A 13,797-nucleotide genomic window follows, 5' to 3' on the forward strand; every position below is an offset into this window, starting at 1 on the left:
AATCACCCCTTACTGAGCGTTGTATAAAATCACTGCTGCGGTACCCAGCAGGTTAAGCAGTGTCAGTGGCAGACAAATTTTCCAGCCGAAGGACATTACTTGGTCATAACGTGGGCGCGGTAATGAAGCACGGATCAAGATGAACATCATCATGAAGAAGGCTGTTTTAATCGCAAACCACAGGAAAGCCGGCAGGAACGGACCATGCCAACCACCAAAGAACAGCGTTACAATCAGCGCAGACACAGTCACGATACCGATATATTCACCCACGAAGAACAGACCGAATTTCATACCGGAATATTCCACATGGTAACCGTCGGCAATCTCTTGCTCCGCTTCTGGCTGGTCAAATGGGTGACGGTGACATACCGCGACACCCGCAATCGCAAACGTGATAAAACCAAAGAATTGTGGGATCACGTTCCACATACCCTCTTGGGAATTCACGATGTCGATTAAGTTGAATGAACCCGCTTGCGCGACCACACCCATCAATGACAAGCCTAAGAACACTTCATAACTCACCGTTTGAGCCGATGCACGCATCGCACCCAATAAGGAGTATTTGTTGTTACTTGACCAACCGGCGAACAGTACCGCGTACACTGCCAGACCTGCCATCATCAGGAAGAATAAGATCCCGATGTTCAGATCAGCGACGTGCCAAGTCGGACTGACTGGCACAATGGCAAACGCTAAGAACAGAGAACAAAATGCGATAACTGGTGCAAGCGTAAAGATTTTCTTGTCCGCAAACTCTGGGATCCAGTCCTCTTTAAACAACATTTTGAACATGTCGGCAATCAGTTGCCCCATTCCAAATGGACCTACACGGTTTGGACCGTAACGGTTCTGGAATAGACCGAGAATACGGCGTTCGCCGAGACTCATGTATGCCCCGCAGGTCACGACAACCAGCAAGATAACAACCGATTTAAGGATGGAAATCAGGACTTCCATCACCGCAGGAGAAATCCAATCCATCATGCGCCCCTCCGCAGATTATTCACTGACACGCCCGCCATTACCGGAGCAATTCCCGGCATACCCAGAGGTAAACCGATTTGACCCACAGCAAGGTGCTGACTAATGCGCACTGGCAGATTAAAGGTTTGACCTGCATGACTAAATTCAGCTTTTACGCCAGTATTTAGACCGAGTGTCGCCGCATCTTGCGCGTTCAACATGATATAAGGCTCTGGCATACGTTGCTGGATCACATCAGAACGTTGTGAGGTTTCATCACTACCAAATAGATGATAGTAAGGTGCCACAACCCACTGTGCTTCGCCGCTTTGGTAAGCCGCAGGAACTTCAGTGAAGTACGCTAATTTGCTTTCTGTCGAATTGAATAAACGCACACCCGGATCACCAAACAGTAAGTGTCCGCCCACTTCCGCTTGGAATTTGTTCCATGCTTGTGGTGAGTTCCAGCCCGGTGCCCATGCAAATGGAATTTGCTGGCGTGGCGCTTTCGGTTGGTTATTCCCTTCCATTGAGAACGCAAATGGTGAGTCGATATCTTGCGGTTGACGCGGTTCATGAACCGATTTGTCCGCCAGCATTGCCGTACGACCACTGTAACGATGCGGTTCACGCGCCAGTTTTTGTCCACGAATACGGAAAGAGGCTTTCGGTGCTGTGTCTCTAATTCCCGCAAACTGCGGCAGTGCAGCCACACACTCTTCGATAACGTGGTCTAATTGTGACCAATCGGCATCACGTTGCTGCACTTCAGTTTGCAGTGAATGCATCCAGCGCCAGCTTTCGTTCATCACGATGCTGTTATCGTAGTAAGTTGGGTCAAAGACTTGGAAGAAGCGTTGAGCACGACCTTCTTGGTTGATAAGCGTACCGTCTGCTTCAGCAAAACTTGCCGCTGGCAGCACTAATGTCGCTTTATCCATGATGTCCGTGTGCTGATGGTCTGCCACGATCAGGTGCTTCAATTTCGCTAATGCGCTATTGACGGCATCCACGGTGCTATGACGATAAAGGTCATTTTCCATCACGATAGCCACATCCGCTTCGTTCGCTTCAATGCGTGAGAACGCATTTTCTAATGGCAATGCGTTCATCATCGCGAGGCCAAAGCTGTTGGCATGAGATGCGACATAAGACAGACCGACGTTCGCCCCTTTCGCTTTCAGCGCAAATGCCACGTTAGCTGCGGCTTCGATCACTGCATCGCTAGCGCTATGGCTACCACTGATAATCAGAGGTTTTTTCGCACCCGCTAAAGCTTGAGCCACAGTTTCTACTTTCGCTTTCACATCAGCCGGTAAATCATTCACTGCTGGTGCGTCACCGTTGATCAAGTTAGCAATCGCAAAACCGAAACGCGCTTGATCCGCCACTGGTGCACGGTAGTTGTAAGCTGCTACATCATCTAAACGCGTGTCATCCACGTTAGTGATAAACAGTGGATACTTGGCGTGTTGACCAATGTTTTGAATCGCTGCGATTTGCCAGTCAGCGACTTTCTGTGCCGCTGCCATTTCACGGGCTTTACCTTTCACCGCTTGGCGAACAGATAATGCCATACGTGCGCCCGTCTGAGTCAAATCCTCACCCAGAACTAAAACGGCATCGTAGCCTTCGATTTCACGCAATGTAGGGGTGTAAACACCGCCGTTTTGCAGGATGTTTTGCATCAGCGCTAAGCGACGCTGTTCATCCTTAGAAATGCCGGAGTAGAAGTTTTCCGCACCGACTAAAGCACGCAGTGCGTAGTTGCTTTCAACGCTAGCACGTGGAGAACCGATACCAATCACTTTCTTCGCATGATTGATGATCTGCGCACCGCTTTGCATCGCTTCAATCGCCGAAACCACCTGCTGGACGCCATCTTTCGTTAACAGCGCTTGGCGAGGACGGTCTTTACGGTTTACGTAACCATAACCGAAGCGACCACGGTCACACAGGAAGTAATGGTTTACAGAACCGTTATAGCGGTTTTCAATACGGCGCAGTTCACCATAACGCTCACCTGGGCTGGTGTTACAACCGATGCTGCACTGTTGGCAGATACCCGGTGCAAATTGCATATCCCATTTACGGTTATAGCGTTCTGAGTGCGTTTTGTCGGTGAATACCCCTGTTGGGCACACTTCGACGAGGTTACCGGAAAATTCACTTTCCAGCGTGCCATCTTCAGTACGACCAAAGTAGACATAGTTATGCGCACCATATACACCTAAGTCGGTGCCATCGGCATAATCTTTGTAGTAACGAACGCAACGGTAACACGCGATACAGCGGTTCATTTCATGACTAATGAATGGACCGAGATCTTGGTTTACGTGCGTGCGTTTTGTAAAACGATACTTACGCATGGTATGACCGGTCATCACCGTCATATCTTGTAAGTGGCAGTTACCGCCTTCCTCACAGACTGGACAGTCGTGTGGGTGGTTGGTCATCAGCCATTCAACAACACTTTCACGGAATTGTTTGGCTTCTTCATCATCGATTGAGATGTAAGTGCCTTCCGTTGCCGGTGTCATACAAGACATCACGAGGCGACCACGAGTGTCATCCGCGTTTTGATACTGCTTCACCGCACACTGGCGGCAAGCGCCAACGCTTCCCAGCGCCGGATGCCAGCAAAAATAAGGAATATCTAGCCCCAACGATAAGCAGGCTTGTAACAGGTTTTCAGACCCGTTTACGTCATATTCTTTGCCGTCTACATATATCGTAGCCATAGTCAGCATGCTTCCCAAAGGCCCGCTTTAGCAGGCGTTAAACATAAATACGTTCTTCGTCAAAAATTCGTTTAGCGGTTGCTCAATCGCTAAATGCTTACCAACGCTGCTTGAGCAGGTTTGGCTGGATCCCAGCAATCTGTACGATGTTACGCAGATCTTTTTTCGAGATACCCGCTTCGAACTCTCCACGGAAATATTTGATGGCGCTTTGTAATGGCTCAACCGCACCCGGTGCGTGTGCACAGAAGGTTTTGCCGGGTCCTAAGAAACGGCAAAGCTGTTCAAGAGTTTCGATATCCCCTTCTTGACCTTCGCCTTTTTCCAGTGCCTGTAGAATTTTTACGCTCCACGGCAGACCATCACGGCACGGTGTACACCAACCACAGGATTCACGCGCAAAGAAGGTTTCTAAGTTACGCACTAAAGAAACCATGTTAATTTCGTTATCGACTGCCATCGCTAGCGCTGTACCTAAACGGCTGCCTGCTTTTGCAATGTTTTCGAAATCCATCGGTAAATCGAGGTGATCGTTGGTCAGGAAGTCAGTTCCTGCACCACCCGGTTGCCATGCTTTGAGTTTTAATCCATCACGCATACCGCCCGCGTAATCTTCTAAGACTTCGCGCGCCGTTGTACCAAATGGCAGTTCCCACAGACCTGGATTTTTCACACGTCCAGAGAAGCCCATCAGCTTAGTGCCCGCGTCTTTACTCTTGCCCGCGCTTAAATCGATATACCACTGGTCACCGTGCTCTAGAATTGCAGGCACGTTACAGATAGTTTCGACGTTATTAACGCAGGTCGGTTTACCCCATGCACCTGAACTTGCAGGGAATGGTGGTTTAGAGCGTGGGTTTGCACGACGACCTTCAAGGGAGTTAATCAGTGCGGTTTCTTCACCGCAGATATAACGACCTGCACCGGTATGCACGAATAGCTCAAAATCAAAGCCCGAACCGAGAATGTTTTTACCTAAGAGACCCGCTGCTTTGGCTTCTTCGATGGCGCGACGTAAATGTTTCGCCGCTTCAACATATTCACCACGTAAGAAGATATAACCACGGTAGGCTTTTAATGCATAAGCGCCGATGATCATCCCTTCCACTAATAAGTGAGGTAGTTGTTCCATCAATAAACGGTCTTTATAAGTGCCTGGCTCCATTTCATCCGCGTTACATAAGAAATAACGCAGTTTCATGTTTTCGTCTTTTGGCATTAAGCTCCATTTCAGACCCGTCGAGAACCCTGCACCACCACGACCTTTCAGTCCGGCGTCTTTGACAAGGTTAACCACTTCATCAGGAGCCATGCCTTTGAGGGCACGTTCGACACCTTTGTATCCGTTTTTGCTGCGATACTCATCTAACCAGACTGGCTGCGCGTCATCGCGTAGGCGCCAAGTTAATGGATGAGTTTCCGCAGTACGGATCACAGGGTTTGCGGAGAAGTTTGTCATGGATACTGCTCCAGTAGCTTTTGAATATTTTCAGGCTGCACATGACTGTGGGTATCGTCATCGATCATCATCGTTGGACCCTTGTCACAGTTACCTAAGCAACAGGTTGGCAGCAGCGTAAAGCGACCATCAGCGGTGGTTTGACCTGGGCGAATACTCAGCTGTTTAATAATTTCAGCTTCTAAGCCTTGGTAGCCCGTAATATGGCAAACAACGCTGTCGCAATAACGAATAATGTGGCGACCCACTGGTTGGCGGAAAATTTGGCTATAGAATGTTGCCACGCCTTCTACGTCACTCGCAGGAATGCCTAAAACTTCAGCGATAGCGTGAATAGCGCCATCTTCTACCCAGCCACGATTTTTTTGCACAATTTTCAGCGCTTCAATTGACGCCGCGCGTGCATCTTCGTAGTGGTGTTTTTCCCCTTCAATTTCCGCACGCTCATGTTCGGTTAAAACAAAACCGTGATTAGCTTGCGGTTCGAAGGTATTCACCACGTCAGACTGGCTGTTACAGCCGCATTGGCCAGTGCCACATTGACCTTGTTTATCTTGTTCATTATGCATGGTTAGCGATCCACATCCGACATTACAAAATCGATACTACCCAGATAGACAATTAAGTCAGAAACCAAGCTACCTCTGATTGTCGCCGGAATTTGCTGCAAGTGCGCATAACTCGGGGTACGAATACGTGTACGATAGCTCATGGTGCTGCCGTCACTGGTTAGGTAGTAGCTGTTGATCCCTTTGGTTGCTTCAACCATCTGGAATGATTCGTTAGCTGGCATTACCGGGCCCCAAGACACTTGTAAGAAGTGGTTGATTAGGGTTTCGATATGCTGCAATGTGCGCTCTTTCGGCGGCGGCGTTGTCAGTGGATGATCAGCTTTAAATGGACCTTCAGGCATATTCTTCAGACACTGCTCAAGAATACGGATACTTTGACGCATCTCTTCCACTTTGATCATTACGCGGTCATAACAGTCACCGTTATGGGCGATTGGAATGTCGAATTCAAAGTTTTCATAACCTGAATAAGGACGTGCTTTACGTACGTCAAAATCCACACCCGTTGCACGTAAGCCTGCACCTGTCACGCCCCACGCTAATGCCTCTTCCTTGGTGTAAGATGCCACACCAATAGAACGACCTTTCAAAATGGAGTTTTTCAGCGCAGAAGTCACATAGGATTCTAGGCGTTTCGGTAACCAGTCTAATAATTCACGCAGTAATTTATCCCAGCCACGCGGTAAATCGTGAGCAACCCCACCGATGCGGAACCATGCTGGGTGCATACGGAAACCAGTGATCGCTTCAATCACGTTGTACACTTTTTGTCTATCAGTGAACGCAAAGAACACTGGCGTCATCGCACCAACGTCTTGAATATAGGTACTGATATACAGTAGGTGACTGTTGATACGGAACAGTTCAGACATCATGACACGGATAGTTTTTACGCGATCCGGTACTTCAATACCTGCCAGTTTTTCAACCGCAAGAATATATGGCATTTCATTCACACAACCGCCGAGGTATTCGATACGGTCGGTATAAGGAATATAGCTATGCCATGACTGACGCTCACCCATTTTTTCTGCACCACGGTGGTGGTAGCCGATATCGGGAACGCAGTTAACAATCTCTTCACCATCCAATTGCAGCACGATACGGAATGCACCGTGAGAAGATGGGTGGTTTGGACCCAAGTTCAGGAACATGAAATCTTCGTTTTCATTTCCGCGATCTAAGCCCCACTCTTCTGGTTTGAAAGTCAATGCTTCCATTTCCAGATCTTGCTTTTGCTTAGTCAGAACAAAGGGATCGAATTCCGTGGCGCGCGCAGGGTAATCTTTGCGCAGCGGATGACCTTCCCAGCTTGGAGACATCAGCAGGCGACGTAAATTTGGGTGACCTTGGAAGGTGATCCCGAACATGTCCCATACTTCACGCTCATACCAGTTGGCATTGGGGAATAAAGAAACCACCGATGGCACGTTTAAGTCTTTCTCATTAAGAGCCACTTTCAACATGATGTCGCGATTTCGGTCAATGGAAATGATGTGGTAGAACACACTAAAGTCCGCTTCAGGCAGACCTTGGCGATGAATACGCTGGCGTTCATCGACTCCGTGTAAGTCGAACAACATCACATAAGGTTTAGGTAGTTTCTGTAAGAAATCTACAATTTCCAGTAATTGTTCACGGCGTACCCAAACCACTGGCATGCCAGTGCGGGTTGCTTGAACTGAAAAGGCATCCGGGCCAAATTGGTTGCGCAGTTCCAGAAGCACAGGATCATTAATGTGATCTTGTGTCTGCCATTCTGGCTGATTATGACTCGCTTGCGCTATCTGATCTGTCATCATTCTTCACCATAACGCTTGATCAGGTTTATTATTTCGCAACAACATTGCTCTGTTACGCTGTATGGCTAAAAGCCTTAAATTTCGTCAGGGGTACGCAGGTTGGTTACTGCGATACGTTCACCGTGTTTTCTTTCTCTTTCTGACTGCATATTCGCACGATAAACACCCTGATCACCGACAACCCATGAAAGTGGGCGACGTTCTTTGCCGATGGATTCTTGTAACAGAAGGAGAGCCTGCATATAGGCTTCAGGGCGTGGTGGGCAGCCTGGAATGTACACATCCACGGGAATAAATTTGTCGACGCCTTGAACAACAGAGTAGATGTCATACATCCCACCTGAGTTCGCACATGACCCCATGGAGATAACCCATTTTGGTTCAAGCATTTGGTCATAAAGGCGCTGGATGACGGGAGCCATTTTGGTAAAACAAGTTCCCGCAACAACCATAAAGTCGGCTTGACGAGGAGAAGCACGCAGTACTTCCGCACCAAAGCGGGCTACGTCATGAACAGCCGTGAACGACGTCACCATTTCTACATAGCAACATGAAAGACCGAAGTTGTATGGCCACAGAGAGTTTTTACGTCCCCAGTTCACCACATCATGAAGTGCATGGGATAATTTCCCCATATACACACTGTTTTCAACTTGCTGCTCAAGGGGATCAGTAACGATTTCTTGAGTTTGCAGTGGGTAACGGTCGTTCTCACCGTTCGGATCTATGCGGGTGAGCGTATAATCCATTGTATAATGCCTCGCTTTTTACTGCGGATGACGATTGCTGATTTTAATAACTTCACTAGGACCTTTAACTGCGCGACGTGAACGGATTGGAGTCCAATCGAGTGCACCAACGCGGATCAGATAAAATAATCCCGCCAACAATACCAAGATAAAAATAGCGGCTTCGATGAAACCGACCCATCCCGCTTCGCGGATGGCGACAGACCATGCAAATAAGAACATAGCCTCCACATCGAAGATCACGAAAAACATCGCGACCAAGTAGAACTTGGCTGACATACGAAGACGAGCACTACCGACAGAGTCAATACCTGACTCGTAGGGAACGTGTTTTGTTCTGGCTTTGGCGCGGCTACCCAAGAAATGACCTGCGGTCAACATGAAAGCGCAAAGACCAATAGCGCCGAGAAGGAATATAGCAAAGCCCCAGTTATGGGCTAACTCTAGGATTGATGTAGACATACTCGTTGCTTACTCATTACTTATGGTACTTAACTGCTCTTTTTTATAACACGGCAGTATTGCACCACAATTGCCCAGTTAATCGAGAAGAAAGACCAAAATTGACCTCAAAACTAAAAGATCCCCCAAACTAAAATCAGCCTGACGACCGCTGTTTGGTTTGCCCCTCTCTCACTACATTTTATTTTGCTCAAATGAGACAAAATAACCGTATTTATTACAAATAATTCACACGTGAAAAACATCTGCGAAACAAAAATAACTCATTAACTGCTAAAACGTGTCAGTGTTACTATACACAAATAAACACGCAAAGTAGTCTAACTGATTATTCGCTTTTACTACACCATTATCTCAGGAAAAACCTGTCTTAACAGACGAAAAAATGTGCTTTTTATTTGATCTAACGCACAGATTTATTGAAAAAATACTCAATTTGTTTACATAACATCCGAATTTAATTTAAGAGGCAGTAACGAATTTTTATTCATCATCCCCACTAAGCCTATGACTACTCTCAGCTATTTTATCAATTCAGCAAATAAATATTGTTAACAGCGTAACAAATCGTTAACTAACTAATGAATTTCATGTTATGCCATATACATCACAATTATTTCATGCTCTTACGCGTAAATCCATACTTAATAAGTGGTTAATTCGTGTATTTTGTCACCTATTGAACAGAAACATTGTTCACTTTTTTATCACCTCATTCTTAAGTAAAATATCGTACTGCAAAAATCGCCTTCCTCCCCTATTAACCACTTAATGAGTACGGTCAGTAAATTTCAGTTAAGAACATTTTGATAACAATTGGAATGCGTAAAATTGTGAAGGCGGTTTTCAGGTGGGATATTCATAAAAATAAAACGGCTGAGTCAGGATTAACTGATTCAGCCGGATAATGTCACTCTATGTATGTTTGCCACTTATCATTGATAAAAAACCTATTTTATCGATAAGGACAAATTGCTCTCTTATTGGGCGCTGTTCTCAGTTTGGTCAGCAACAGCATAAGAGATTTTTTTGTTTTCAATGGCATTAAAGACAGTGAGCACAAAATCTTTTTGCTCATCCGCATTTTTATATAACCAGTACTGAATATCTGGTAGACGCGGTAAACCATCTGACTCACCTAAAACACGCAGATCTGCGTTTTGCATTTCCATTGGGCGAGCAGTCACTCCGACTTCTGCATTCACCGCGGCACGAACAGCGGGTAATGATGCAGCTTCATAAGCCACATGCCATGGTAAGCCTGCTTCATCTAATGCCTGAGTACATAACTTACGGTATGGATTCGTTTCATCCATTACCACCAGTGGGATTGGCTCATTTGTACGTAGCTGAAAATCAGGTGCGCTGTGCCATAAAATCGGGACAGTTCTTAATGCTGTTTTTGGGTGCTGAGGAATACGGCTTGTCGTCAATGCTAAATCAATTTCATGATTATCTAACATCGACTCAATAAACTGAGCACGTTTAATTCTCACTTCTACCGCGATGCGTGGAAATACGGAGGCAATACGGTTTAGTAAGAAAGGTAATAAGATATCGACTGTATCGTCGGATGCCCCGATACGCAATTCACCGTCTGCATCGTTATAGGTTAAAGATGCGGTGGCATCGTCATTAGCACGTAAAATCTGTCTCGCATAGCCGAGTAATTGCAAACCGTGGGCGGTTAATAGCTTATTACGCCCGTGGCGTGCAAATAATTCACGACCAACTAATTGCTCTAAACGTTGCATCTGCTGACTAACAGCAGACTGGGTTCGACATACTGCGGCAGCAGCAGCGGCAAAAGTGTTAAGATCAGCCACTGCGACAAATGTGCGTAGTAAATCGAGATCTAAGTTCATTATGGGACGATTGGAATTTATCATCGTACATTCTCTTTATATAATTTTATGATACCTGGTGTTTCTGCTCTCCTCCGTGAGAATCAGCGAGTCTTAAAAATAATCCAACTTTTTGCATTTCTAATCCATAGATCTGCATTTATTGTATTCAATACTCTATATTGCTATATCTATTTGATAATTAACTTAAACAGCTTAATTATCCAATTAGCGTTTTAAATTTCTATCAATTAAAGCGGGGTTGATTAACGTAAAACTCAATAAGCACGAATTAATTGAAGAAGACTAAATAGTAACATATTTAATGTAGTTGCAATTATTTTAATGTAAGCTCTTTATGTAACATATGATGTAAATTAACAATTTTATTAATTATCAATACACTAAACATTATAACCACGGTTTCACTAAGAATATTCTCATTAAAATAATCAATATTGCTAACAAAAAAAGCCAAAAACCACCCAAAACGCCCCGACCAATAGTTAAATTTATTTCTAATTTAATGATTTAAGATGCAAACTTACAGAGTGATACAATTTTTGTCACTTTGTCATTACGCGACTTTTCCGCCATTTTTTTACGACTCATTCACTAACACACTCCAAAACCACGATAATTATCAGAATTAGATTCCAACTTAATAGCCATAATAAGAACCATCATCTGACTTATTCAATACTTTAAGATAGCACATATCTGTTTTATGTCTAAACCAACCTTTTGCACCAAAAATTATCTAGCATCTTCAAAAGCTTCCGAGGGAGGAGTACAGTAGATAGTAACGCCGGAAGTCCCCTATGATTGCGAGCCCGTTAGGGTAATGAGAGAACCATGAATACGATAATGAAATCCAATAAGCTCGATAATGTTTGCTATGACATTCGTGGGCCAGTTTTAAAAGAAGCGAAACGCTTAGAAGAAGAAGGCAATAAAGTCCTAAAACTGAACATTGGTAACCCGGCACCGTTTGGCTTTGAAGCACCTGATGAGATCCTCGTTGATGTCCTGCGCAATCTGCCAAGCTCGCAAGGTTACTGTGATTCCAAGGGCTTATATTCCGCGCGTAAGGCAATTGTTCAACACTACCAAGCCCGTGATATCCACGATATGACCGTTGAAGATGTCTATATCGGTAACGGTGTTTCTGAATTAATCGTTCAAGCCATGCAAGCGCTATTAAACAATGGCGATGAAATGCTGGTTCCAGCCCCTGACTATCCACTCTGGACAGCGGCTGTTTCGCTATCGGGCGGTAATGCTGTTCACTATATGTGTGATGAACAACAAGGCTGGATGCCGGATATTGACGATATCCGCAAGAAAATCAGCCCACGTACCCGCGGGATTGTCATCATCAACCCAAATAACCCAACAGGGGCGGTGTACAGCAAAGAGCTATTAATGGAAATCGTCGAGATTGCTCGTCAACATAGTTTGATTATCTTCGCCGACGAAATTTACGATAAAATTCTGTATGACGATGCGCAGCACCACTCTATCGCTGCACTGGCACCTGACTTACTGACTGTCACGTTTAACGGGTTATCAAAAACTTATCGCGTCGCAGGTTTCCGCCAAGGCTGGATGGTATTAAATGGCCCGAAAAAACAAGCCAAAAGCTATATTGAAGGGTTAGAAATGCTGGCATCTATGCGCTTATGTGCTAACGTGCCAATGCAACACGCTATCCAAACAGCATTAGGCGGTTACCAAAGTATCAGCGAATTTATCCAACCGGGTGGTCGTTTATACGAGCAGCGTAACCGTGCATGGGAACTGATTAACCAAATTCCTGGTGTCTCTTGTGTTAAGCCACAAGGTGCCCTGTATATGTTCCCGAAAATTGATATTAAACGTTTTAATATCCACGATGACCAAAAAATGATCCTTGACCTGTTACTGCAAGAAAAAGTGCTATTAGTTCAGGGAACCGCATTTAACTGGCCACACCCAGACCATTTCCGTATTGTCACCCTCCCTTATGCAGATGACTTAGAAATGGCAATCAATAAATTTGGGCGTTTCTTAGAAAACTATCGTCAATAAATTTTCGTTTTATCAAAATAAAATAGCCCAAATAAGGGCTATTTTTTTATCTTAATAAAAACAAGTTTCTCTATGAAACTCCAAATTCAATAGTCTTTATTAGATTAATTAAATAATAGAAATAAAGTAAACAGCTGCTAAGAAAAACAGAACTAAAATTATTGGGAAATATTTCATCTCATCCTCAGATTATTTTCAATTAAATATCATCTTGATTGTAATGATTTAAATAAACCATTCAAATATTAATTGAAATAAAATATAAAAATACAATTGAGACCCTCCTAATATGAGCATCTTTATTTGTATTTATTTTTAGATTGAAAAATATTATTTATTAATTCATCTTTAATAGAATTTAATACTGACATTATCTTTGTCTTAACTAACAATCTATTAGCGAATAAATTCCATTATTCTGATATCCCTGTCGCTGTAATAGCGCTATAATTTTGCAGATTAATCCATCATTAATGAGGGTCTTATGAGTTACTTTTTTGCCCATCTCGCTAGAATGAAACTCATTCATCGCTGGCCACTAATGCGTAATGTGCGTACCGAGAATGTCTCCGAACATAGCTTACAAGTGGCCATGGTGGCACATGCTCTCGCGGTCATTAAAAACCGCAAATTCGAGGGAAATGTCAATCCCGAAAAAATTGCGCTATTCGCCATGTATCATGATGCCAGTGAAGTCATCACCGGTGACTTACCAACGCCCATTAAATATCACAATCAGCAAATCGCCCACGAATATAAAAAAATCGAGAAGTTTGCCCAACAAAAATTGTTGGATATGCTGCCAGAAGAGTTGCAAGACGATTTTAAATGTTTGCTGGTAGAAGAACTGCAGTCTAAAGAAGAACATTTTATTGTAAAACAAGCAGATACTTTATGTGCCTATTTAAAATGTTTAGAAGAGCTATCCGCAGGTAATAGCGAATTCAAGTTAGCCAAAAGACGCCTTGAAAAAATGCTCGCGGAGCGCAATAGCCCTGAAATGGAATATTTTATGAAAACGTTTGTACCCAGTTTTACGCTTTCATTAGATGAAATCAGTAATTGATAAAATATAAGGAATGGCAAATGTCATTCCTACTTTTACCTTCCCTGATATTGCATTATCGAA

7 protein-coding genes and 3 pseudogenes are annotated in these 13,797 nt (G+C 44.3%); 2 read left to right on the forward strand and 8 right to left on the reverse strand.

Annotated features, from left to right (window positions below; translation table 11 throughout):
• Window positions 1–9: 9 nt before the first annotated feature.
• The 8 genes and pseudogenes from nuoH to GKR74_RS05780 all read right to left on the reverse strand — a co-directional run bounded on the left by nuoH (window position 10) and on the right by GKR74_RS05780 (window position 10,643).
• The gene (gene nuoH / locus GKR74_RS05745) at window positions 10–987 is read right to left on the reverse strand and encodes an NADH-quinone oxidoreductase subunit NuoH (protein WP_036952747.1); all 978 of its coding nucleotides are present in this window, start codon (window positions 985–987) and stop codon (window positions 10–12) included.
• A 2-nt stretch (window positions 988–989) separates the two neighbouring features.
• Window positions 990–3,719, reverse strand: a pseudogene (gene nuoG / locus GKR74_RS05750) (NADH-quinone oxidoreductase subunit NuoG); the annotation flags it as partial.
• A gap of 88 nt (window positions 3,720–3,807) precedes the next feature.
• Window positions 3,808–5,169: an NADH-quinone oxidoreductase subunit NuoF gene (gene nuoF / locus GKR74_RS05755; protein WP_036952742.1), complete on the reverse strand. Its 1,362-nt coding sequence runs from the start codon at window positions 5,167–5,169 to the stop codon at window positions 3,808–3,810.
• Window positions 5,115–5,738 (reverse strand): annotated as a pseudogene (gene nuoE, locus GKR74_RS05760) (NADH-quinone oxidoreductase subunit NuoE). The gene nuoF and the pseudogene nuoE overlap by 55 nt, the downstream one beginning before the upstream one ends.
• Before the next feature lie 2 nt (window positions 5,739–5,740).
• The gene (gene nuoC, locus GKR74_RS05765; protein ID WP_181477305.1) at window positions 5,741–7,543 is read right to left on the reverse strand and encodes an NADH-quinone oxidoreductase subunit C/D; all 1,803 of its coding nucleotides are present in this window, start codon (window positions 7,541–7,543) and stop codon (window positions 5,741–5,743) included.
• Window positions 7,544–7,617: 74 nt separating this feature from the next.
• Entirely contained in the window at window positions 7,618–8,292 is a 675-nt protein-coding gene (locus tag GKR74_RS05770; RefSeq protein WP_004912254.1) for a NuoB/complex I 20 kDa subunit family protein, read from the reverse strand.
• Window positions 8,293–8,310: 18 nt separating this feature from the next.
• Window positions 8,311–8,754, reverse strand: a complete 444-nt coding sequence (locus GKR74_RS05775) for an NADH-quinone oxidoreductase subunit A (RefSeq protein ID WP_036952734.1) — start codon at window positions 8,752–8,754, stop codon at window positions 8,311–8,313.
• A 980-nt stretch (window positions 8,755–9,734) separates the two neighbouring features.
• Entirely contained in the window at window positions 9,735–10,643 is a 909-nt protein-coding gene (locus tag GKR74_RS05780) for a LysR family transcriptional regulator (protein WP_154602877.1), read from the reverse strand.
• Window positions 10,644–11,453: 810 nt separating this feature from the next.
• Here GKR74_RS05780 and GKR74_RS05785 point away from each other — a divergent pair.
• Both GKR74_RS05785 and yfbR read left to right on the forward strand, forming a co-directional pair.
• Complete coding sequence (locus GKR74_RS05785) at window positions 11,454–12,668, forward strand: pyridoxal phosphate-dependent aminotransferase (RefSeq protein WP_154602878.1); 1,215 nt, start codon at window positions 11,454–11,456, stop codon at window positions 12,666–12,668.
• Between the two features lie 484 nt (window positions 12,669–13,152).
• Window positions 13,153–13,737, forward strand: a pseudogene (gene yfbR / locus GKR74_RS05790) (5'-deoxynucleotidase).
• Window positions 13,738–13,797 lie beyond the last annotated feature (60 nt).

Source organism: Providencia sp. wls1914, assembly GCF_009706645.1.
GTDB lineage: Bacteria > Pseudomonadota > Gammaproteobacteria > Enterobacterales > Enterobacteriaceae > Providencia > Providencia zhijiangensis.

Excerpts from the sequence above, each read along its gene's own strand:
- nuoH (WP_036952747.1), bottom strand. The coding sequence starts at position 987 with ATGGATTGGATTTCTCCTGCGGTGATGGAAGTCCTGATTTCCATCCTT.
- GKR74_RS05770 (WP_004912254.1), bottom strand. The coding sequence starts at position 8,292 with ATGGATTATACGCTCACCCGCATAGATCCGAACGGTGAGAACGACCGT.
- GKR74_RS05785 (WP_154602878.1), top strand. The coding sequence starts at position 11,454 with ATGAATACGATAATGAAATCCAATAAGCTCGATAATGTTTGCTATGAC.
- GKR74_RS05780 (WP_154602877.1), bottom strand. The coding sequence starts at position 10,643 with ATGATAAATTCCAATCGTCCCATAATGAACTTAGATCTCGATTTACTA.
- nuoC (WP_181477305.1), bottom strand. The coding sequence starts at position 7,543 with ATGATGACAGATCAGATAGCGCAAGCGAGTCATAATCAGCCAGAATGG.
- GKR74_RS05775 (WP_036952734.1), bottom strand. The coding sequence starts at position 8,754 with ATGTCTACATCAATCCTAGAGTTAGCCCATAACTGGGGCTTTGCTATA.
- nuoF (WP_036952742.1), bottom strand. The coding sequence starts at position 5,169 with ATGACAAACTTCTCCGCAAACCCTGTGATCCGTACTGCGGAAACTCAT.